Source organism: Pseudorhizobium halotolerans (assembly GCF_902153235.2).
GTDB lineage: Bacteria > Pseudomonadota > Alphaproteobacteria > Rhizobiales > Rhizobiaceae > Neorhizobium > Neorhizobium flavum.
Genome location: NZ_CABFWE030000011.1, coordinates 247,552 through 270,159, shown reverse-complemented (window position 1 = coordinate 270,159; position 22,608 = coordinate 247,552). Strand labels below are relative to the sequence as shown.

Annotated in this window: 19 protein-coding genes; 11 read left to right on the top strand and 8 right to left on the bottom strand. The window is 63.7% G+C overall.

From position 1 onward, the window contains the following. Positions 1–38 precede the first annotated feature (38 nt). Both FN060_RS16680 and FN060_RS16675 read right to left on the bottom strand, forming a co-directional pair. Entirely contained in the window at positions 39–1,742 is a 1,704-nt protein-coding gene (locus FN060_RS16680) for a catalase (protein WP_142589064.1), read from the bottom strand. Between the two features lie 149 nt (positions 1,743–1,891). After that, positions 1,892–5,506, bottom strand: a complete 3,615-nt coding sequence (locus FN060_RS16675; protein WP_142589063.1) for a hydantoinase B/oxoprolinase family protein — start codon at positions 5,504–5,506, stop codon at positions 1,892–1,894. A gap of 199 nt (positions 5,507–5,705) precedes the next feature. Between FN060_RS16675 and FN060_RS16670 the strand changes: the two genes are divergently transcribed. The 5 genes from FN060_RS16670 to FN060_RS16650 all read left to right on the top strand — a co-directional run bounded on the left by FN060_RS16670 (position 5,706) and on the right by FN060_RS16650 (position 10,058). Beyond that, positions 5,706–6,290: a TRAP transporter small permease gene (locus FN060_RS16670; RefSeq protein ID WP_244665837.1), complete on the top strand. Its 585-nt coding sequence runs from the start codon at positions 5,706–5,708 to the stop codon at positions 6,288–6,290. 2 nt (positions 6,291–6,292) lie between these two features. Next, positions 6,293–7,609, top strand: a complete 1,317-nt coding sequence (locus FN060_RS16665; RefSeq protein WP_142589061.1) for a TRAP transporter large permease — start codon at positions 6,293–6,295, stop codon at positions 7,607–7,609. Positions 7,610–7,626: 17 nt separating this feature from the next. Further along, on the top strand, positions 7,627–8,616 hold the full coding sequence (locus FN060_RS16660) for a TRAP transporter substrate-binding protein (protein ID WP_244665836.1): 990 nt from the start codon (positions 7,627–7,629) through the stop codon (positions 8,614–8,616). 54 nt (positions 8,617–8,670) lie between these two features. Next, positions 8,671–9,192, top strand: a complete 522-nt coding sequence (locus tag FN060_RS16655; RefSeq protein ID WP_142589060.1) for a winged helix DNA-binding protein — start codon at positions 8,671–8,673, stop codon at positions 9,190–9,192. Between the two features lie 173 nt (positions 9,193–9,365). Then, positions 9,366–10,058, top strand: coding sequence for a L,D-transpeptidase (locus tag FN060_RS16650; protein ID WP_142589059.1), 693 nt, complete (start codon positions 9,366–9,368; stop codon positions 10,056–10,058). 18 nt (positions 10,059–10,076) lie between these two features. On the opposite strand, the gene FN060_RS16645 is transcribed toward FN060_RS16650, so the two are convergent. Next, on the bottom strand, positions 10,077–10,901 hold the full coding sequence (locus tag FN060_RS16645; RefSeq protein WP_142589058.1) for an alpha/beta hydrolase: 825 nt from the start codon (positions 10,899–10,901) through the stop codon (positions 10,077–10,079). Positions 10,902–11,121: 220 nt separating this feature from the next. Here FN060_RS16645 and FN060_RS16640 point away from each other — a divergent pair, with 220 nt between their 5' ends. The 6 genes from FN060_RS16640 to FN060_RS16615 all read left to right on the top strand — a co-directional run bounded on the left by FN060_RS16640 (position 11,122) and on the right by FN060_RS16615 (position 17,410). Further along, positions 11,122–12,750 carry an AMP-binding protein gene (locus FN060_RS16640; protein ID WP_142589057.1) on the top strand — a complete coding sequence of 543 codons (1,629 nt, stop codon included), beginning with the start codon at positions 11,122–11,124 and terminating at the stop codon, positions 12,748–12,750. Positions 12,751–12,930: 180 nt separating this feature from the next. Beyond that, on the top strand, positions 12,931–14,070 hold the full coding sequence (locus FN060_RS16635) for an ABC transporter substrate-binding protein (RefSeq protein ID WP_142589056.1): 1,140 nt from the start codon (positions 12,931–12,933) through the stop codon (positions 14,068–14,070). A gap of 9 nt (positions 14,071–14,079) precedes the next feature. Next, entirely contained in the window at positions 14,080–15,003 is a 924-nt protein-coding gene (locus FN060_RS16630; RefSeq protein ID WP_142589055.1) for a branched-chain amino acid ABC transporter permease, read from the top strand. 7 nt (positions 15,004–15,010) lie between these two features. Continuing rightward, complete coding sequence (locus tag FN060_RS16625) at positions 15,011–15,985, top strand: branched-chain amino acid ABC transporter permease (protein ID WP_142589054.1); 975 nt, start codon at positions 15,011–15,013, stop codon at positions 15,983–15,985. Next, complete coding sequence (locus FN060_RS16620; protein WP_142589053.1) at positions 15,978–16,727, top strand: ABC transporter ATP-binding protein; 750 nt, start codon at positions 15,978–15,980, stop codon at positions 16,725–16,727. Before FN060_RS16625 ends, FN060_RS16620 begins: the two co-directional genes overlap by 8 nt. After that, a complete protein-coding gene (locus FN060_RS16615; RefSeq protein ID WP_142589052.1) occupies positions 16,727–17,410 on the top strand; it encodes an ABC transporter ATP-binding protein in 684 nt (227 codons plus the stop codon). The genes FN060_RS16620 and FN060_RS16615 overlap by 1 nt, the downstream gene beginning before the upstream one ends. Here the strand turns inward: FN060_RS16615 and FN060_RS16610 are convergent. Genes FN060_RS16610 through FN060_RS16590 form a run of 5 tightly spaced genes read right to left on the bottom strand, consistent with a single transcriptional unit; the run spans position 17,395 to position 22,598 of the window. Next, positions 17,395–19,371 (bottom strand): 3-hydroxyacyl-CoA dehydrogenase NAD-binding domain-containing protein, encoded by a 1,977-nt coding sequence (locus FN060_RS16610; protein WP_142589051.1) that lies wholly within the window; start codon positions 19,369–19,371, stop codon positions 17,395–17,397. The two genes, FN060_RS16615 and FN060_RS16610, sit on opposite strands and share 16 nt — an antisense overlap. Positions 19,372–19,375: 4 nt before the next feature. Beyond that, positions 19,376–19,771 carry a RidA family protein gene (locus FN060_RS16605; protein ID WP_142589050.1) on the bottom strand — a complete coding sequence of 132 codons (396 nt, stop codon included), beginning with the start codon at positions 19,769–19,771 and terminating at the stop codon, positions 19,376–19,378. Continuing rightward, positions 19,764–20,963, bottom strand: a complete 1,200-nt coding sequence (locus tag FN060_RS16600) for an acyl-CoA dehydrogenase family protein (RefSeq protein ID WP_142589049.1) — start codon at positions 20,961–20,963, stop codon at positions 19,764–19,766. The genes FN060_RS16605 and FN060_RS16600 overlap by 8 nt, the downstream gene beginning before the upstream one ends. A gap of 1 nt (position 20,964) precedes the next feature. Next, the gene (locus tag FN060_RS16595) at positions 20,965–21,795 is read right to left on the bottom strand and encodes an enoyl-CoA hydratase family protein (RefSeq protein ID WP_425312184.1); all 831 of its coding nucleotides are present in this window, start codon (positions 21,793–21,795) and stop codon (positions 20,965–20,967) included. Between the two features lie 11 nt (positions 21,796–21,806). Beyond that, positions 21,807–22,598 (bottom strand): SDR family NAD(P)-dependent oxidoreductase, encoded by a 792-nt coding sequence (locus FN060_RS16590; protein WP_142589047.1) that lies wholly within the window; start codon positions 22,596–22,598, stop codon positions 21,807–21,809. Positions 22,599–22,608 lie beyond the last annotated feature (10 nt).

Here is a 22,608-nt window from a genome sequence, read left to right as displayed (position 1 = left end):
AAGAACCGGCCGGCCCTCGTGGAGCCGGCCAGCAGGGGTCATTCCGCCGCCTGGCTCCGGGTCATGCCCTCGTTCGGCAGCTTGCCCATCAGGACTTCCTCGGCGGAGGCCTTGTAGTTCTTCACCGAACTCGTCCACTGGCCCCAGACGGTCGGATCGATCCTGTCGCCATTGTTGCCGAGGTTCTGCAGGCGCCTCTGGTCTTCGTCCGTGAGGATCTGCTTCGGCAGCGGGCCGAGCTTCCTGACGTCGTCGGCACTGATGCCGAGCTTCTCGCCGACGCGACGACCGTAGTCGTCATGGACGAGGAAGAAGTGCCAGACCATGCGCTCCTGGACGTCGCGCTCGCACTGGCCGAGCAGGTCGCCCATGTTGAAGACGAGGTCGTCACGTTCCCAGTCCATCATCGTGCAGTAGCGGCCACGCGCCTGGACATAGTCGTTGCGACGCTCCAGCACGCTACGCGTCAGCCGGCCATGGATCTCGGGCGGGTTGTTCGGCTGCTCGACCGGGCTCTCGGTGAGGCCGTTATGGATCGAGGGCTCATAGTTGACATGCGGGTTCTGCCCGGGCGCCATCTCGCGGCGATAGGACATGGTGCCGCCGGAAAGGTTGGTCGCGACCTTGGCGTTCTTCGCCTGGTTGACCGGCAGCTGCAGGTAATTTGTCCCGACACGATAGCGCTGCGTGTCGGAATAGGAGAAGGTGCGACCGACCAGCATCTTGTCGTCGGAGAAGTCGAGACCATCGACCAGCACGCCTGTCCCCATGGCGATCTGCTCGTTCTCGTTGAAGAAGTCCTCGACATTGCGGTTGAGCGTCATCGTGCCGATGTGGCGGAGCGGGAAGTCCATCTCCGGCCAGATTTTCGTATCATCGAGCGGATCCCATTCGAGCTCCGGATGATCATGGTCCTCCATGATCTGCACATACATGTCCCACTGCGGGTAGTTGCCTCGTTCGATCGCGGTGAAGAGATCCTTTGAGGCGGAGCCGAAATCCTGGCCCTGCACCTTGGCCGCTTCCTCTGCGGTCAGGCTCGCAATACCGCAGCGCGGATGGAAGTGATACTTCACCAGACAGGTCTCGCCCTGGGCATTGACCATCTTGTAGGTGTTGACGCCGAAACCTTCCATGTGGCGATAGCTCGCCGGAATGCCGCGCGGTGAGAACAGGTGCGTCAGCATATGCATGGATTCGGGCGTCTGAGACATGAAGTCGAAGATGCGGTTCGGCTCCTGCCGGAAGGTCACCGGATCGGGCTTCAGCGAGTGGATCACGTCCGGGAACTTGATCGCGTCGCGGATGAAGAAGATCGCGAGGTTGTTGCCGACAAGGTCCCAGTTGCCGTCTTCGGTATAGAATTTGACGGCAAAGCCGCGTGGGTCACGCGCAACCTCTGATGAATCGCGGCCGCCGATCACGGTCGAGAAACGGATCGCCAGCGGCGTCTTCTTGCCAGCCTGCTGGAAAAGCTTGGCCCGAGTGTACTTCGAGGCCGGTTCGTCGCCGATCTTGCCGGTCGCCTCGAACTCGCCGTAGCAGACGAAGCCGCGGGCGTGGACAACCCGCTCCGGAATGCGCTCGCGGTCGAAATGGGTGATCTTTTCGAGGAACTGGTAGTTCTCGAGCGTCGCCGGACCACGTGAGCCTACCGTGCGCTGCGACTGGTTGTTGGCGATCGGATGGCCCTGACGGTTGGTGAGGACCCTGTCGCCGCCGGACATGTTCTTCTCGTCCATCGTCTTCCCTCCTGTTTTCTTGGAATTTAGGAGGACGCGACGATACCCGCACGCCCCCGTGAGGAAACACGCGGACGACCAATGGGTTCCCAGAGCGACCGGAAAACGGAAACGGGCGGCGTCGTGCCGCCGCCCGCTCAGCCTTAACGTCAGTTGGGGGTTCCATAGCCGCCGCCGGTGGGCGTGACGACGGTCACCGCTTCGCCAGCCTCGAGGATTGTCTGGCCGCAGCCGCCGAGGTCTTCGAGCTGGCCATCGAGCCGCCGGACGATGGTCTGGCCGAGCTCACCGGCCTCGCCGCCCTCAAGGCCATGCGGCCGAATTGTGCGGTGGGAAGAAAGGATCGCGCAGTCCATGTTCTCCAGGAAGCGGATGGTTCGCTTCGTCCCATTACCGGCCGACCACCTGCCCTTGCCGCCGGAGTTCTCCCGGATGTGGAAGTCCTCGAGCAACACGGGATAGCGCGTCTCCAGGATTTCGGGATCGGTGAGGCGCGAATTGGTCATGTGGACATGCACCGCATCGGTGCCGTCGAAGCCCGTCCCATCGTTGAAGACACCGGCGGGCGAGCCGGAGCAGAGCGTCTCGTAGTACTGGTAGGTTTCGTTGCCGAAGGTCAGGTTGTTCATCGTGCCCTGGCTCGCGGCGATCGCACCGAGAGCGCCGAACAGGGCATTTGTGACGTGCTGGCTGGTCTCGACATTGCCGGCAACGACCGCGGCCGGATATTGCGGCTTCAGCATCGAACCTTCCGGCACGATGATGCGGATCGGCCGCAGGCAGCCGGCGTTCATCGGGATCGAGCTTTCGACCATGACCCGGAAGACGTAGAGCACGGCGGCGCGGGTGACGGGCTCGGGGGCGTTGAAGTTGTTCGGCTTCTGCGGGCTTGTGCCGGTAAAGTCGACCGTCGCCTCGCGCTTTTCCTTGTCGACGGTGATCTTCACCCTGATCGTGCTGCCCTGGTCGGTGTCGTAGGAGAATTCGGAATCTCCGAGCTTCTCGACGACGCGGCGCACGCTCTCCTCCGCATTGTCCTGCACATGGCCCATATAGGCCTGCACCACGTCGAGCCCGAACTGCGCAATCATCTTTCGCATCTCGTGCACGCCCTTTTCGTTTGCGGCGATCTGGGCACGCAGGTCCCCGACGTTTTGGGCGACATTGCGTGCGGGATAGGGGTGATCGGAAAGAAGACGGGTAATGCCGTCCTCGTCGAAGCGTCCCCGATCGACCAGGAGCACGTTGTCGAAGAGCACCCCTTCCTCGTCGACGGTCGTCGCAAGCGGCGTCATGGAGCCGGGGGCGGTGCCGCCGACATCCGCATGATGGCCACGCGAGGCGACGTAGAAGAGGATGTTCTTGCCCTCGCCATCAAACACCGGCGTTACCACGGTGATGTCCGGAAGATGCGTGCCGCCATTATAGGGCGCGTTCAGCGCGAAGACGTCCCCGGGGCGGATCTTTCCCTTGTTCTGGGCGATGATCGATTCAACGGAACGGTCCATGGAGCCCAGATGCACCGGCATGTGCGGCGCATTGGCGACCAGCGCACCGTTTTCGTCAAAGATGGCGCAGGAGAAGTCCAGCCGCTCCTTGATGTTCACCGACGACGCCGTGTTCTGCAGCGTCACGCCCATCTGTTCGGCGATCGACATGAAGAGATTGTTGAAGACCTCAAGCAGCACCGGATCGGCTTCCGTGCCGACCGCCTTGCTGCGCGCGAGCGCCTTGACCCGCTTCAGCACGACATGGTCGAGCGCGGTGATCTCGAACGCCCAGCCATCCTCGACGACGATCGTCTGGTGCGGCTCGACGATGAGACATGGCCCTGCGGCCCGGGCGCCGGGGACGATGTCGGCGCGGCGGTAGACAGGTGCCTGGCGCCATTCTCCGCCAGAGAAGAAACGCGTTTCCTCTGTGGCAGTGGGAGCGGCGTCGTCGATGGCATTGGTAGGTTCGGTGGGTTCGGCACCGCCGCCGATGGCTTCGACTTCATAGGATTCGAAGATGATCTCGCGGTTCTCGAAGATGAAGCCGAACTGTTTGCGATGAAGCGCCTCAAAGACCTCCGTCATTTCAGAGACTGAGGACACGGGGACCGCAAGGGTCGTGTCGGTGCCCTGGTAGCGCAGGTGGGCGCGATGCAGGACATCGGTGTCGGCTTCGATCACGCCTTGCGCAGCCATCTCCTGCAATACGCTCGCTGTCAGCTCGTCGCGGACTGGCGGCAGCGCATCCAGAGCCTCGCCGAGAGCGACGGAAACTGTCTTCTGGCGGGTGGCGCGAATGTCCGCAAGTCCCATACCGTATGCGGACAGGATGCCGGAGAAAGGGTGGATCATCACGGTGGAGATGCCGAGCGCATCGGCCGTGAGGCAGGCATGCTGGCCGCCGGCACCGCCGAAGCAGGTCAGTACGTAATTGGTGACGTCGTAACCGCGCTGGACGCTGATCTTTTTCACCGCATTCGCCATGTTCTCGACGGCGATCGCCAGGAAGCCGTCTGCGACTTGTTCCGGCGTACGCCCGTCGCCGATGGTCGTGGCCATGTCCTCGAAGGCCGCGCGAACGGCAGCTGCGTCCAGCGGCTGGTCGCGGTTCGGGCCGAAGATCTTCGGGAAGAGTTCGGGCGAGAGCTTGCCGAGCATGACGTTGGCATCGGTGACGGTGAGGGGCCCGCCGCGGCGATAGGCTTTGGGGCCGGGATTGGCGCCGGCCGAATCCGGCCCGACGCGGAAGCGCCCATTCTCGAAGTGGAGGATGGAGCCGCCGCCGGCGGCAACGGTGTGGATGGACATCATCGGCGCGCGCATCCGAACGCCGGCGACTTCCGTCTCGAAGGACCGCTCCAGCTCGCCATCGTAATGGGAGACGTCCGTTGACGTGCCGCCCATGTCGAAGCCGATCATGCGGTCAAAGCCTGCAAGGCGCGACGTCTCCACTGCTCCTACCACGCCTCCGGCGGGGCCGGAGAGGATGGCGTCCTTGCCCTGGAAAAGGTCAGCAGCCGTGAGGCCACCCGAGGACTGCATGAACATCAGACGCGCCCCGCCTTCGGCGTCGGCACCGAGCTCGGATGCTACCTGCTCCACGTAACGGCGCAGGATCGGCGAGAGATAGGCGTCGACGACCGTCGTGTCGCCGCGGCCCACCAGCTTGATCAGCGGCGAGACCTCGTGGCTGACAGAGACCTGGGTAAATCCGATCTCGCGTGCCACCTTGGCGGCCAATTGCTCGTGCTGCGGGTACCGGTAGGCGTGCATGAAGACGATCGCGACGGCGCGGAATCCGGCATCGAACTGCGCCTGCAGATCCCGGCGGATGAGGGCTTCGTCGGGGGCTGCCTCGATCTCGCCATCCGCCCGCACGCGTTCGTCGACTTCCACCACGGCGCTGTAGAGCAGTTCCGGCTTGATGATCTTCTTGGCAAAGATGTCGGCCCGCGCCTGATAGCCGATCGCCAGCGCATCGCGGAAGCCGCGCGTCGTCACGAGCAGCGTTTTCTCGCCCTTGCGTTCGAGGAGGGCATTGGTCGCAACCGTGGTCCCCATCTTGACCGCACCGATCGCGCCGGCAGGCACAGGCTCGCCTTGCTTCAGCTCCAGGAGTTCCCGGATCCCCTGGACGGCAGCATCCCGGTAGGCCTCAGGATTCTCAGAGAGGAGCTTGTGCGCGATCAGCGAGCCATCCGGCCTGCGCCCGACGATGTCGGTGAACGTGCCGCCGCGATCGATCCAGAAATCCCACTTGCCGCTGGTCATGACGAGCCCCTCGTTGATTGCTTTTCCCTTACGAATACATTTCGTCGATAAAACGTCAATGATTGATTGACAGCAAAATGCTCGTTGCTGCATCATGCCGCCACAACGGGCAAAGAAGCCGCCAGAGCTTCGTCCGGCCACGGCAACCGAGGGGAGCCGACCATGTTTGACTGCCGTATTCCAGACGGGAGGGCCATCTGTGTCCTCCATTGATCCACGCCATAGCCTTTTTCCCGAGTGGCTGAGGAAGGCGCTCGACGGTCTCTACCTCGCCGCGGGCTGGCTCGCCGGCATCTTTCTAGTCGCAATCTTCCTGATTATGCTGTCGTTGTCTGCCGGACGGCCTCTCGGCATAGACGTGCCGGCTGGGGACGACTTTACCGCCTGGTGCATGGCCGCGACGGCATTCCTCGGGCTTGCTCATACCTTCCGGTCTGGGGAGTTGATCCGTATGGGACTGCTCATCGACCGGTTTGACGGCGCGTCGAGAAAGCTGATCGAGATTGCCTGCACGGCTATCGGTGCCGCCGCCATTTCCTATTTCGCCTGGTACGCGATCGAGATGACCCTGTTCTCCTGGCGGTTCAACGACGTCTCGATGGGCGTGATCGCCGTGCCGCTGTGGATCCCGCAGCTTGGCATGTCGGCTGGCCTCACCATCCTCGCAATCGCCTTCGTCGATGAACTTATCCACCTGCTGTTTGGCGGTACTCCGCGCTACGAGAAGCCGAGGGCGGAGACCAAGGAAGAGGTCATCGAACGCGTTATGGAAAGCGGGGTCTGATCATGGATGCTCTGTCTCTGATCGAAGTCTCCGGGCTTATCCTTGGCGCCCTCCTTTTCCTCCTTGTCGGCGGCGTCTGGATCGGTATTGCGCTGCTCGTCTGCGGCTTCGTCGCCATGCAGTTCGCGCCCGCCGGTATCCAGATCGGTGCGGCACTCGCCACCAATGCCTGGAGCGGGAATGCCTCCTGGAGCCTTGCCGCCCTGCCGCTCTTCGTCTGGATGGGCGAGATTCTCTACCGCACGCGGCTGTCCGATGAAATGTTCCGCGGCCTGTCGCCATGGCTGAACTGGCTTCCCGGGCGCCTGATCCACGTCAATGTCCTTGGCTGCGGGCTTTTCGGCGCCGTCTCCGGCTCCTCCGCGGCCACGACGGCTATGGTCGCCAAGATCACGCTGCCGGAGCTCAAGAAGCGTGGCTATGACGAGATGATCAGCCTTGGTTCGCTCGCGGGCGCCGGAACCCTGGGCTTCCTGGTGCCGCCGTCGATCACCATGATCGTCTATGCGGTTGCGGCGAATGTCTCCATCATCCAGATGTTCATTGCCGGCCTCATTCCGGCTGCCATCGTCATGGTGCTCTACATGACCGCCATCATTGTCTGGTCGCTCCTGAACCCGGACAAGAGCCCGCCGCCCGCGCCCAAGACCAGTCTGGCCAGCAAGCTGAAGGAGACGCTCAATCTCATTCCGCTGGCGCTGCTCATCATGACCGTATTCTCGGCGCTGCTTATGGGGTGGGCGACCGCCACCGAATGCGCTGCCTGGGGCGTGCTCGGTTCGCTCGTCATCGCCGCATGGCAGCGGGCCCTGACCTGGAAGAGCTTCACGGAGAGCGTCATGGGTGCGACCCGCATGACTGCAATGATCATGCTGATCCTGACCGGCGCCGGATACATGTCCATCGCCATGGGCTATACGGGCATTCCGGCAGCGCTTGCCTCGTGGGTGGCAAGCTTCGAGCTCAGCCCCTATGCCCTGATTGCGGTGCTGACGGTGATGTACATCCTGCTTGGATGCGCCATCGACGGCCTGTCGATGATCGTGCTCACCACGGTCGTGGTGCTTCCGATGATCCAGCAGGCGGGCTTCGACCTCATCTGGTTCGGTGTCTTCCTGGTCCTGATGGTCGAGATGGCGCAGATCACGCCGCCCGTGGGGTTCAATCTCTTCGTGCTGCAGACGATGAGCGGCCGCGACAGCCTGACGGTCGCCCGCGCGGCGCTTCCTTTCTTCTTCCTGCTTGTGGCGACTGTCGCCATCATCACGGTCTTCCCGGACATCGTGATGGTTCTGCCGCGAATGGCATTTCCGGGGTAACGCAAAGGGGAATGACAATGAACTTGCACATGCGATCGATCGCCCGCTGGGGCATGACGGCAGCGGCACTCGCGCTGGGAGCGGGCGCGGCACTCGCCCAGACGGAATGGGTCCTGCCATCCGCCTATCCGCCGGCGAACTATCATACCGAAAACCTCATGCAGTTCGCCTCCGACGTGGACGCAGCGACGAAGGGTGAACTCAAGATCACAGTTCATCCCGGCGCCGCACTCTTCAAGGCACCGGAAATCAAGCGCGCCGTGCAGACTGGTCAGGCTCAGGCAGGCGAGGTTCTGATCTCGCTGCACGAAAACGAGAACCCGGTCTTCGGGATCGACGTCGTGCCCTTCCTCGCCACCAGCTTCGAGGAATCGAAAAAGCTGTGGGAGGCGTCGAAGCCGACGGTGGAGAAGGCGCTCGACGAGCAGGGCCTGAAGCTTCTCTACACGACGCCATGGCCGCCCCAGGGCATCTACACCAAGAAGGACGTAAACACCGTCGAAGACCTCAAGGGCCTGAAGTGGCGCGCCTATAATGTCGGCACGTCGCGCATCGCCGAACTCGTCGGCGCACAGCCGGTGACGGTCCAGGCTGCCGAGCTTCCGCAGGCACTGGCGACCGGCGTGGTCGACGGCCTGATGACCTCCAGCGCCACCGGTGTCGATTCCAAGATCTGGGAATCGCTCACCCACTACTATGACACCCAGGCTTGGATCCCGAAGAACGTCATCTTCGTGAACAAGGACGCGTTCGAGGCGCTGGATCCGGCCGTGCAGACAGCGGTCACGGAAGCTGCGGCAGCAGCCGAAGAGCGCGGCTGGAAGCTCGGTGTCGAGAAGACGGCGGCATACATGGAGACGCTGAAGTCGAATGGAATGCAGGTTCTTGCTCCCAGCGAGGAACTGAAGAGCGGCCTGGCGGAAGTCGGCGCCCAACTCACTCAAGACTGGCTTTCCAAGGCCGGCGACGAGGGCAAGGCCGTCATAGACGCATACAAGAAGATGTGATCAGGAAGCGCCGCCGGGGATGCCGGCGGCGCTTTCATTTCGGGAGGAGACATCATGCCAGCCAAGAAGGATGATCTGGGCCCCATCGTATCCTCGGGCCACTTGGCGAGCGGAGCGCTGCCGGCGCTGTCGGAGATCGAGTTCGGCCTCATCATGCTGAACCATGCCTTCAACCGATGGATGGTACGGTGCATGGCGGCAGCCGGCGTGCCGGACCTTTCGCCTGTCGACATCCTGGTGCTTCACAACATCAACAGTCGCAACAAGCCGAAGACGCTTGCCGACATCTGCCTCGTGCTGAACATCGAGGACACCCACGTCGTGACCTATGCACTGAAGAAGCTGGAGCGGATGAAGCTCATCAAGTCCGGTCGGCGCGGCAAGGAAAAGCTGGTCATGGTGACCGAAGCAGGTGCGGAATCCTGTGCACGCTACAAGGCGATGCGCGAGAGCCTGCTCGTCAACTCCGTCCTGGCGACCGAGGTCTCCGCTGACACTCTCTCGGAAGTCGCTGCACGGCTGCGGGCCCTCTCCGGCCACTACGACCAGGCGGCGCGCGCCGCGGCTTCGCTGTAGGCCCGACTACTCTCACGCGGTGCCGCCAGTCACCTGTGCCTTTCCCGCAACAGCGGGCGATATTGGCGCTCCGATTTCAGGATCAGCAAGAAGCGACACAATTGGGACAGCACTTTGTGGTGCTCGGGATGCGGGAGGTCACACTGAAATGTGCCTTGCGCACGGGACGTACCATGACATTCAATACCCTTTGCCGGCGTAGTCTGGCATTCCTGATCCTCGTTGCGCCGCTTTCCGCCTGCACCACCTACTCGACCCAGCCCGCTCCTCCTCCAGTCGTAGCAGCGGCCGCGTTCGAAGCTCCCGTCGAACCGGAGGAACCCAAAGACCCTGCTGTCATGTATGGCGAGAGGCTGGATCACGGCTTCCAGATCGCCGCCGTCGACGTCTCGAAGCTGCCGGATGAGCGGCGCCGGCAGGAGGTCGACTACGCGACCACCGAGGCTCCCGGCACGGTCGTTGTCGATCAGTCCGCCCGCTACCTCTACTTCGTCATGCCCGAGGGCAGGGCGATGCGCTATTCGGTTGCTGTCGGCCCTGCCAGCCGCAACTTCACGGGAGAGGCAATCATCGACCGGAAGGCGGCATGGCCCAGATGGACACCGACGGACAGCATGATCAAGCGAAGCCCCGAACACTACGGGCGGTTCAAGGATGGTGTTGATGGCGGGCCGAGCAACCCGATGGGCGCCAGGGCGCTTTACATCCAGAAGGACGGCGTCGACACCTACTACCGTGTCCACGGCACGAACGATCCCTCCTCGATCGGCAAGGCCGTATCCGCAGGCTGCATCCGCCTTCTGAACCAGGATGTCATGGATCTCTACGAGCGAGTGAATATCGGCGCCCGGATCGTGGTGCTCTAGGCGCCCCGCGGTTCGGCTCTAAGAGAGCAGCGTCTGCGTCAGCGGGTGATGGGGATCGGCCAGCCCGTCGATCACGTTGAAGTGGTGGCGGTCCGGTTCCTCGACGACTTCGGTCTCGGCGCCAAGGCCCTTCCAGATATTGGCGAGCAGCGCGTTCTGGCGGAGGAATTCCGATCGCTCCGCGCTGCCCACCCAGCAGGTCAGCCTGGCACCTTGCATCGGCTCGAGAAGTGCCGGGCTTTCCCGCCATGCCTCCTGCCGGTCGATGTTCAATTGCCTGTTCATGGCCGTGTGCATCAGCGGCCGCAGGTCATGCAGGCCGGAAAGCGTTACGGTGTGCACAATGCGGCTGCGGACTTCTTCCGGCAAGGGAGAGGTCACGGTGATCATCCGCGTCGCGAGATGACCGCCGGCGGAGTGTCCGATCAGCCGTATGGAGCCGGCGACGATCTCTGCCGCCTGCTCGATGGCGTTGGCCACCTCAAGGGTAATCCCGCCAATGCGGATCTCGGGGCATAGCGTGTAGGAGGGAACTGCGACGGCATAGCCCAGTTCCACCGCGCCGCGGGCGAGATGGGACCAGTAGGACTTGTCGAGCCGCAGCCAGAAGCCGCCATGGATGAAGACGACGAGGCCGGCAGGTTCGGTGGCCGGAAGGAAAAGATCCATCCTGTTCCGCGCGCCATCGCCGTAGCGAAGATCAAGCTTCGCATGCCCCGCTTCCTCCAGCGCATGCCGGTACTCCCGCGCCGGACCCACCCAGAGATCCGGCCAGCGATCCCCGCCGGGAATGTTGGGCCCATTGGCATAGGCATCGTCCCAATCGGATATCCGGTGTCGCATGTGGCCCTCAGTATCATCCAGTCGCATCCATAGTTGCATCTGGCTGTCATGAGAGGAAGGGGGTGCATGGCTGCCGGTCCAAAATTATTACAAACTTAAAATTTCTCTCTTGCCAGCGCGCGGGAGCGGTGCTTTTCTGGTGAAAAGGCAAAAAATGCCACGGCCGCAGCACCGGATATCCTCGGGTTGCGGACCAAGAAGAACGCATGGGAACTCGATGATGAAACTGGGACCGACAGGCCATCTGGACACGTTTGCGCGCGACCATCTCCCGCCGCCGGACCAGTGGCCGGAGCTTCTTCTCGACGGCTTCGATTATCCCGAATGGCTGAACGCCGGGGTCGAGTTGACGGACCGGATGGTCGAGCGCGGCTTTGGCGACCATACCGCGCTGATCGGCAACGGCCGTCGCCGGACCTACAAGGAGCTTTCCGACTGGACGAACCGCATCGCGCGGGCTCTGACGGAAGACTACGGGCTGAAGCCCGGTAACCGGGTCCTGATCCGCTCGGCGAACAACCCCGCCATGGTTGCCTGCTGGCTTGCGGCGACGAAGGCCGGCGCCGTGGTCGTCAACACCATGCCGATGCTGCGCGCCGGAGAGATCGCCAAGGTGGTCGACAAGGCCGAAGTCACCATGGCGCTTTGCGACACCCGGCTGATGGACGAACTGGTGGCGGTCGCCAAGGAGAGCCGGTTCCTGGAGCAGGTGATCGGCTTCGACGGCACGGCCAATCACGATGCCGAACTCGATCGCGCCGCCCTCGACAAGCCGGTCAAATTCGAGGCCGTGAAAACGGGACGGGACGATGTTGCGCTGCTGGGCTTCACCTCCGGCTCCACCGGCGTGCCGAAGGCGACCATGCACTTCCACCGCGACATCCTGATCATCGCCGATGCCTATGCCAAGGAAGTGCTGAACGTCACGCCGGATGATGTTTTCGTCGGCTCTCCGCCGCTTGCCTTTACCTTCGGCCTCGGCGGTCTCGCGGTCTTCCCGCTGCGCTTCGGCGCGGCAGCCACACTGCTCGAGCAGGCGACGCCGCCGAAGATGATCGAGATCATCGAGACCTATAAGGCGACGATCTGCTTCACCGCGCCCACTGCCTACCGCGCCATGCTTTCCGCCATGGATGAAGGCGCCGATCTTTCCTCACTCCGCGTCGCGGTGTCCGCTGGTGAAACCCTGCCGGCCCCCGTCTATGACCAGTGGGTACAGAAGACCGGCAAGCCGATCGTCGATGGCATAGGCTCGACAGAGATGCTGCACATCTTCATCTCCAACCGGCTCGACGACTCCAAGCCTGCCTGCACGGGCAAGCCGCTCACCGGCTACCAGGCCGTGGTCGTGGATGACGACATGCGCGAAGTGCCGCGGGGAACGATCGGCAAGCTCGCCGTCAAGGGCCCCATCGGCTGCCGCTATCTCGCCGACGACAGGCAGCGCGACTACGTGCGCGACGGCTGGAACCTTACCGGCGATTCCTTCGTGCAGGACGAGGAAGGCTATTTCCACTTTGCCGCCCGCTCCGACGACATGATCGTCTCGGCCGGCTACAACATTGCCGGTCCGGAGGTCGAGGCGGCTCTGCTGAAGCACGAGGCGGTGGCCGAATGCGCAGTGATCGGAGTTCCAGACACGGAACGTGGCCATATCGTCGAGGCGCATGTCGTGCTGGTCGATCGTCGTGCGGCGTGCGATGCCATGGCGAAGCTCCTGCAGGAGCACGTCAAGAAGGTCATCGCGCCCTACAAATATCCGCGCTCCATCGTCTTCACCGATGCGCTGCCGAAGACGGAGTCAGGCAAGATCCAGCGGTTCCGGCTGAAGCAGGCAAGTGCCGCATGAGCATTTACCGACATTCTGCAAAAGCGCGTTCCAGCGGCTTCGCCAGTGGACGTTCTTTTGCAAGTATGGAAGGTATCGGGAATACCGGTCGGTGATGACATCGGGCGGATATCCGGGCTGCGAGATCGAGGGGTCCGCGCCTGGGGATGGGGTCATAAGAACAACTGGGAGTTCGAGACAATGAAGAAACTGGTTTCCGCCGCCACGCTGGCGCTCAGCATGAGCGTTTCCAGCCTTGCCTTCGCCGAGCCTGTGAAGATCGGCATGATCACGACGCTTTCGGGCGGCGGTGCCGGCCTCGGCATAGACACGCGCGACGGCTTCATGCTGGCCATCAAGCAGGCAGGCAATAGCGAGATCGAGGTCATCACCGAGGATGATGGACAGAAGCCGGAACTGGCCGTCCAGATCGCCGACAAGATGATCCAGAGCGACCAGGTCGACATCCTGACCGGCATCGTCTGGTCGAACCTGCTGATGGCGGTGGCGCCGAGCGCAGTCGCCCAGGGCAAGTTCTATGTCTCCACCAATGCGGCGCCGGCGGCGCTTGCGGGCGAGAACTGCAACCCGCTCTATTTCAACGCGGCCTACCAGAACGACAATCTTCATGAAGCCATGGGCGAATACGCCAACAAGGACTACAAGAAGATGTTCATCATGGCGCCGAACTATCCGGCCGGTAAGGATTCGCTGACCGGGTTCAAGCGCTTCTACAAGGGTGAAGTCGGCTCGGAGGTCTACACCCAGGTCGGCCAGACGGACTATGCGGCCGAGATCGCCCAAATCCGTGCCTCTGGTGCCGACGGCGTCTTCGCCTTCCTGCCGGGCGGCATGGGAATCGCCTTCATGAAGCAGTACGCCCAGTCGGGGGTCAATATCCCGATCATGGGTCCGGGCTTCTCCTTCAGCCAGGACGTGCTGCCGGCAATCGGTGATGCCGCACTCGGTGCCAAGGCCTCTGGCCAGTGGGCGCCCGACTTCGACACCGAGGTCAGCAAGAAATTCCTCGCCGACTTCAAGGCTGAATACGGCCGCCTGCCGTCGATCTACGCGGTACAGGCTTATGACGCTGCGCAGCTGATCCTCTCGGCTGCCGCCAAGGCGGACGTGAAGGATACGGAAGCCTTCCGCGCAGAACTCCTGAAGGCTGATATCCAGTCGCCGCGCGGCGATTTCAAGTTCAACACCAACCAGCATCCGATCCAGGACATCTACCTGACGGAAGTGGTGAAGGGCGAGGACGGCGTGCTGACCAACAAGACGGTGGAGAAGATCTTCGACGACCACGAGGATGCCTACGCCAAAGACTGCAAGATGTAAGGTTGGCTGGTGACTTTCGCACTTGCTCTTGAGCAGTTGCTCAATGGCCTTCAGCTCGGCGTCATGTTGTTTCTCATGGCTGCCGGGCTGACGCTGATCTTCGGCGTCATGGGGCTGATCAATCTCGCGCATGGTTCCCTCTACATGGTCGGCGCGTTCGCCTGTGCGGCGGTGGCTGCGGCGACGGGCTCCTTCTGGCTCGGCCTCGTCGCCAGCCTCGCCTGCGCGGCGGCGGCCGGTGCCATTGTCGAGCTGCTCGTCATCCGGCGGCTCTATGATCGCGACCACCTGGACCAGGTTCTGGCCACCTTCGCGCTGATCCTGATGTTTTCGGAGGGGACCCGCTGGCTGTTCGGCTCGTTCCCGCTCTATCTCAACATTCCGCCGCTCCTGCAGGGCGCGGTGGCGCTGCCCGGTGGTGCGCAATACCCACTTTACCGCCTGGCGATCATTGCCGCCGGCGCACTCGTGGCCTTCGGTCTCTATCTCCTGATCGGCAAGACGCGGCTCGGCATGCGCATTCGCGCCGGAGAAAGCGATCGCGAAATGATCGGCGCTCTCGGCGTCGACATCCGCACGCTCTATACGGTCGTCTTCGCCCTGGGTGCAGCGCTTGCGGGCCTTGCTGGCGCCATGGTCGGCGCGCTGCAGTCGGTCCAGGTCGGCATGGGAGAGCCTGTTCTCATCCTCGCCTTCGTAGTGATCGTCATCGGCGGCATCGGCTCCATCAAGGGCGCGCTCCTGGGAGCGCTGCTGGTCGGAGTCGTCGACACCATGGGGCGCTTCCTGCTACCACAAATGCTGGCGCTGTTCGTGCCGCCTTCACAGGCCGGAATGATCGGCGGTGCTGCGGCATCCATGCTCATTTACGTGATGATGGCGCTCATCCTAGCGATGAAGCCGCGCGGGCTCTTCCCCGCCGCCCACGCGTGAGGCCGCCATGCTGACCCGGGAAATTTTCGTCAACCTGATCCTGGCTGCGCTGCTGCTTGCGGTGCCGCTCATGGCCAATGTATTTGGCCAGCCTTTCTACGTCACGCTCGCCACCCGTGTCGCTATCCTGGCGCTGGCGGCGACTGGCCTCAACCTCGCGCTCGGGCTCGGCGGCCTTGTATCCTTCGGTCACGCGGCCTTCTTCGGCATTGGCGGCTATGCCGCCGGCATCCTGGCGACCCATGCCTTCTCCGGCGATCCGCTCCTGCTTGGCCTGTCCGGCACCAACCAGATGCCGGCGATCTGGCTGGTGGCCATGCTCGTTGCGGGGCTTGTGGGGCTCCTGATCGGCCTGATCAGTCTTCGGACATCCGGCGTCTACTTCATCATGATCACGCTCGCCTTCGCGCAGATGGTCTACTATTTCGCGATCTCCTGGCCGGCCTATGGCGGCGAAGATGGCCTTTCGATCCTGGTGCGCAACCAGTTCCCAGGCGTCAACACGATGAAGCCGGTGAGCTTCTTCCTGATCTGCTATGTGGTGCTGATCGTCGCGCTCGGCCTCTTCGTACTGATCCGCGGATCCCGCTTCGGCTCGGCGTTGCAGGCAGCCCGCCAGAACGAGGTGCGCGTCGCGACCGTCGGTATTGCGCCCTATCGAATCCGCCTCACGGCTTTCGCGATCTCCGCGGCCCTGACAGGACTTGCGGGTGCCCTGTTCGCCGATCTCAACCGCTTCGTCAGCCCCTCCATGCTGTCCTGGCACATGTCCGGCGAACTCATCGTTCTGATCATCCTCGGCGGCACCGGACGGTTGTTCGGGCCTCTCGCGGGTGCGGCTCTGTTTGTGATCTTCGAATACGTCCTCGGTGGCTTGACGGAGCGCTGGCAGTTCTTCCTCGGCCTGATCCTGCTCGGTACCGTGCTCTTCGCGCGCGGCGGGCTCCTCGGGCTTCTGGCCGGAAAGGCGCGTCATGGCTGAACCGGTTCTTGAACTCTCCGATGTCGTGAAGAGCTTCGGCGCGCTCAGGGCGACGGATCATGTCTCGCTCGACCTGAAGCCCGGGGAGATCCATGCCCTGATCGGACCGAATGGTGCCGGCAAGTCGACGCTCATCCACCAGATCTGCGGCACGCTGCGGCAGGATTCTGGCACCATCCGCCTCGCCGGCAAAGACATCGGACATCTCGGCGTCGCAGAGCGCTCGCGGCTCGGGCTTGGCCGCACCTTCCAGATATCGTCGCTGGCCCCCGACTTCTCGGCATTGCGCAATGTCATGCTGGCGGTACAGGCGCAGCAGGGATCGAGCTTCCACTTCTTCAAGCCGGTGATGCGCGACACGTCGTTGATAGACCGGTCGATGGCGATGCTTGAGCGGGTCGGCCTGCAGGACCGGGCGCGTATTCCCGCAGCCGAACTGTCGCACGGCGAGCGTCGGCAACTGGAAATCGCCATTGCGCTGGCACTCAATTCCAAGGCCTTCCTGCTCGACGAGCCAATGGCTGGCATGGGACCGGAAGGGTCGAAGGCGTTGACCGGCTTTCTCCATAGCCTCCGGCAGGAAGCCCCGATCCTGCTCGTGGAGCACGACATGGATGCCGTCTTCGCGCTGGCGGATCGGATTTCCGTGCTGGTTTACGGCCAGGTGATCGCCACCGGCACCGTCGAGGAGATCCGGCGCGATCCGGCTGTGCGGACTGCATACCTGGGAGACCATGCCTGATGCTGCTCGACGTTTCCAAGATAGAAGCCTCGTATGGCGCGAGCCAGGCGCTGTTCGGAGTGGATCTGGCGGTCGAGGAAGGCCAGGCCGTTGCGCTTATGGGACGCAATGGCATGGGCAAGACGACGACCATCCGGGCGATCTGCAACCTCAACCCGCCACGTGCCGGATCCGTCCGGCTTGCGGGGACCGATCTCAAGGGCAAGCCGTCACATCGCGTCGCCAAGCTCGGCATCGGGCTGGTACCGGAGGGGCGGCGGTGCTTTCCGAACCTCACGGTGCATGAGAACCTGGTTGCGGCCGCGCGTCCCGGTGCCTGGAGCCTGGAGCGCGTCAACGATCTCTTCCCCCGCCTGGCCGAGCGTCACGCACAGATGGCGCGGTCGCTTTCCGGCGGGGAGCAGCAGATGCTGGCAATCGGCCGTGCACTGATGACCAATCCGCGCCTGCTGATCCTCGACGAGGCGACGGAGGGACTTGCGCCGGTCATCCGACAGGACATCTGGGCAGCAATCCGCAAGCTGAAGGCCGAGGGGCTCTCCATCCTGGTGGTCGACAAGACGCTGTCGGAACTGCTGCCGGTCGCCGACCGCTGCGTCATTCTGGAAAACGGACGGAGCGCCTGGCATGGAACGCCGGCGGAACTGACCGCCGACCTGCAGGACCGTTATCTCGGCGTGTGAGCTGCCGCGAACATGGGCCCGCCCTTGTGGGCCGGAAAGCCGTAGCCGTTGATCATCACCAGATCGATGTCGCTCTCGCGAGCGGCGATACCGTCCTCAAGCAGCTTCCTGCCCTCAGCGGCCATCGCGGCAAGCAGACGGTCGACGATCTCTGTGGCAGTGAAGCTGCGCGGTGTAACAGTCTTGCTTGTGCGGCACTGCGCGATGATCTCGGTCACGACCGGATCCACCTGCCGCTTCCCCTCGGGATAGGCATACCAGCCTCGCCCGGCCTTCTGACCGAGCCGGCCGGCTTCGCAGAGCCGATCCGCAATCTCGACATAACGCTCCGACGGGTCACGCGTTACTGCCTGTCGCTTGCGTCGCGCCCAGGCGATCTCCAGTCCCGCCATATCGTAGACGGCGAAGAGACCCATCGGGAACCCATAGTCTTCCAGCGCCGCGTCGATCTCGTGCGGCAGGGCGCCGTCCTCCAGCAGGAACTCGGCTTCGCGTCGATAGGCGGAGAAGATGCTGTTGCCGATGAATCCTTCGGTGACGCCGGTGACGATCGCGAGCTTCCGGAGTTTCTTGGCCACGGCAAGCCCGGTCGCCAGAACGTCGGGCGCCGTGCGGGCGCAGCGCACGACCTCGAGCAGCCGCATGACATGAGCCGGCGAGAAGAAATGCAGGCCGATCACGCGCTCCGGGCGGGCCGTAGCAGCGGCGATCTCGTCCGGGTTCAGGTAGCTCGTATTGGTGGCGAGGATGGCGTCAGGCCGGATGACCTTGTCCAGGCGGCGGAAGAGATCGATCTTGACGTCGAGATCGTCGAACACCGCCTCGATCACGAGATCGCAGGGAGCAAGATCGGCATCGGCTGCCGTGACCGAGAGGCGGTTTTCCTGTGCGTCGAAGGCCGTCTGATCGATCCGTCCGGTGTAGAGGTTCTTCTGCAAAAGTCCGAGAATGCGCTCACGACCCCTGGCCGCTGCCTCATCGTCGCGGTCAAGCCCGATCACCCGATAGCCCGCGCCGAGCGCGGCGACTGCGATGCCGCTTCCCATCAAGCCGAGACCGGCGATCCCGATCGTCTCGACCAGGCGAGGGGGAACACCCTCCAGATCCTCCACCTTCGATGCCTGCCGTTCTGCAAAGAAGACATGGCGGAATGCGGCCGCCTCGCTGCTCTCGCGGAGCTTGAGGAAGGTGGCCCGCTCGTCGGCCATGCCTTCGGCGAGCGGCCGCGCGGCCGCTTCCACGAGGCGGATGGCTTGGGCGGGGGCGTGTTGCCCGCGTGCCTTGGCAAGGATCCGCGTCTTGGCCTTTTCGACGGCGGCGCTGTCGGTAGCCGGAACCGCCAATTGGCCGGTCCGGCGCGGGTCTTGGCCGGCAAGCCGCCGAACTGCCGCAAGGGCTGCCTCTACGGTGCCGGCATCCGCGATTTCATCGATCAGGCCGAGTTCGTGGGCTTCCTTCGCCTTCACGCTGCGGCCGCTGCCGATCAGGTCGATTGCCGCCGGGATGCCGATCAGCCGGGGCAGGCGCTGGGTGCCGCCCGCACCCGGGACGATGCCGAGCTTCACTTCGGGGAGCCCCATCTGAGCAGCCGAAGACGCCACCCTGTAGTGGCAGCCGAGTGCGACCTCCAGGCCGCCTCCGAGAGCCGCACCATTAAGGGCGGCGACGGTTGGTTTCTCTAAGTCTTCGATCCGCTCTATGACCGCCGGCAGGATCGGCTCCACCGGCGGCTGTCCGAATTCACGGATGTCGGCGCCGCCAATGAAGGTTCTTCCAGCTCCGGTTATGACGAGACCGAGGATGCCGGCGTCACCACGAGCGCGATCCAGTGCCGCTACGAGGCCAGAGCGGACATCGGCCGAGAGCGCATTGACCGGCGGATTGTCAATGATGACGACGAGAATATCGCCCTGGACCTCGCCGCGTACGGTGTCGGAGAAAAGGATCGCGGCGGCTTCCATCGGCTTACTCCGGAACGACGGCGATGGCCTGGATCTCGATCTTGGCGCGGTCCTCAATCAAGGCCGTCACCTGCATGGCGGCCATGGCGGGGAAGTTCTTGCCCATGATTTCGCGATAGGCCTGGCCGATGCCCTTCAGGTTGGCGAGATACTCTGCCTTGTCGGTGAAGTACCAGGTCATGGTCGTCACGTGCTCGGGGCCCGCACCGCCGGCGGCGAGGACGGCAACGACGTTCTTCAGCGTCTGGCGGACCTGCTCGATGAAATCGTCCGTCTCGAACTGGCACTGGCCGTTCCAGCCGATCTGGCCGCCGACATAGACCTGCCGGCCGCGTGCCGCCACGCCGTTGGAATAGCCGATCGGCTTCGCCCAACCCTCGGGCTGAAGAATGTCATGCATGCGTCTTCTCCGGAGGCGCGCTCTTCAGAAGTTCGCGCGCGATGATGAGTTTCTGGACTTCCGTGGCGCCCTCGTAGATCCGCAGCGCACGGATTTCGCGATAGAGGCTCTCGACGATCTCGCCGCTCTTCACGCCCCGTCCGCCGAACATCTGCACGGCGCGGTCGATCACCTGCTGGGCGTTCTCCGTCGCGACCATCTTCGCCATGGCTGCTTCCTTGGTGGTCGGCAGGCCCTGGACGTCGCGGCGCCAGGCGGCACGATAGGTCAGGAGAGCCGCGGCATCGATCTGCGCCGCCATGTCGCCGAATGCGGCCTGGGTCAGCTGAAGGTCGGAAAGGCGGTTGCCGAACATCGGACGGGCCGTCGCATGGGCAAGCGCCTCGTCCAGCGCCCGGCGGGCAAAGCCGACCGCAGCTGCGGCAACTGATGCGCGGAAGATGTCGAGCGTGCGCATGGCGATCTTGAAGCCCTCGCCGGGACTGCCGAGCAGCCGACCGGCAGGTATGCGGCAGTTCTCGAAGCGGATGGTCGCCAGTGGATGCGGCGCAATCACGTCAATTCGTTCGGCGATCGAGAAGCCGGGATCATCGGCATAGACGACAAACGCAGAAATGCCGCGGGTGCCAGACGCCTCGCCCGTGCGAGCGAAGACGGTGTAGACGTCGGCAATGCCGCCATTGGAGATCCAGGTCTTCTCGCCGTCGAGGACAAAGTGATCGCCGTCGCGGCGCGCCAAGCAGGCCATGGCAGCGACATCGGAGCCCGCGTCCTTCTCTGAGAGCGCGAATGCAGCGATCCATTCGCCGCTCTGCGCCTTCGGCAGCACGGTGCGACGCAGTTCCTCCGTTCCGGACAGCGCGATTGCACCGGTGCCGAGACCCTGCATGGCGAAGGCGAAATCGGCGAGGCCGTCATGCCAGGCAAGCGTTTCGCGGGTCAGGCAGGCTTCGCGGGAATCGATCGCGCGCTTGCCACCCGCGCCGGTCGCCGCGTCCAGTAGCCCCGCCTCTCCGAGTGAGCGAACGAGGCTGCGGCAGGCGCGGTCGGTGTCCGCATGGTCGATGCCGGACAGCGACCCCGATGCGGCATAGGCGTCGAGCCTGGCTGCGAGCGCGCGATGGCTGTCGTTGAAGAAGGGCCAGTCGAGATGCTCGCGGGTCGGACCGGTTAGCCGGGTCGGTGCCGCCATGTCAGTTCCCCTCGAAGACGGGCTTGCGCTTAGCGGCGAAGGCTTCGAAGGCGCGGCGGAAATCCTTGGTCGCCATGCAGACGGCTTGCGCCTGCGCCTCCGACTCGATCATCTCGTCGATGCCCATGGCCCATTCCTGGTTCAGCATGGTCTTGGTCATTGTGTGGGCGAACCATGGCCCGTCCGCGAGTGACTGCGCCAGCTTCAGTGCCTCGGCCTCTACCGTGGCCGCCGCGTGAAGCGCATTGTAGAAGCCCCAGGCGTGACCTTCCGAGGCGCTCATGGCGCGCCCAGTGAAGAGGAGTTCGGCGGCACGGCCCTGGCCGATGATGCGCGGCAGGATACCACAAGCGCCCATGTCGGCACCGGCAAGGCCCACGCGGGTGAAGAGAAAAGCGGTCTTCGCCTCGGGCGTCGCAAGCCGCAGGTCGGAGGCCATGGCGAGGATGGCGCCCGCGCCGGCGCAGATGCCGTCCACCGCCGCGATGATCGGCTGCGGGCACTTCTTCATCGCCTTGACCAGATCTCCGGTCATCCGCGTAAAGGCGAGAAGGTCCGGCATCGCCATCTGCGTCAGCGGTTCGATGATCTCGAATACGTCACCGCCAGACGAAAAATTGCCGCCGGCTCCGGTCAGGATCACTGCGCGAACATCAGAGGCATAGGCAAGGTTCCGGAACAGGTCTCGCAGCTCCGCGTAGCTTTCGAAGGTAAGCGGATTCTTACGGTCAGGCCGATTCAGCCGGATGGTAGCGACCCGCCCATCGGTGCTGACTTCCCAGAGGAAATGCTGCGCCTGATAATCCTTGAACGGGCGAAGGTGCCCTGCCATGGAAGCCGTGCTCATCCTGCCAATACCTCCCCGCCGGCGATTGCGATCGCCTGGCCGTTGATCGAAGCCGCGGCGGGCGATGCCAGCCACAGAACCGCGTCTGCGACTTCTTCAGGCCGGATCAGCCGTCCCTGCGGATTGCTTTTCGTGAATTCCTTCATCGCGTCTTCCAAGCTGCGGCCGGTCTTCGCGACGATCGTTTCCACCGCCTGCGCGATCAGCGGCGTATCGGTAAAGCCGGGGCAGACCGCGTTGACGGTGATACCCGTCTTCGCAAGTTCCAGCGCCAAGGAGCGCGTCAGACCGATGACACCATGCTTTGCCGCCGTATAGGCCGAAACATAGGCATAGCCTGTGAGGCCCGCGGTGGAGGCGACGTTGATGATACGGGCACCGTCGCCGCGCGACTTCAGGTCGGGAAGGACGGCCTGCGTTATGAGGAAGGCTCCAGTCAGGTCGACCGCGAGGACGTGGTTCCACATGTCCAGCGAGGTTTTCTCGAACGGCGCGCTCGGCGCCTCTCCGGCATTGTTGACGAGGATGTCCACGGGGCCGAGTGCGGCACGGGCGGCCTTCAAGCCCTCCGCCACAGCTGTCTCGTTTGTGACATCGAAGCCGTGAGCCACGTGAACCTGCGAGGGCCCGAGTCTTTCGGCGAGCGCCTTCAGGGGTTCTGCGCGGCGTCCGGCCAGGGTGACCCTCGCACCGGCCTCGACGAGCGCGGTGGCGATGGCAGCACCGATGCCGCTGCCGGCGCCGGTCACCAGCGCATGACGCCCCACAAGCTTGCGCGCTGCATCCATCAGCCGGTCC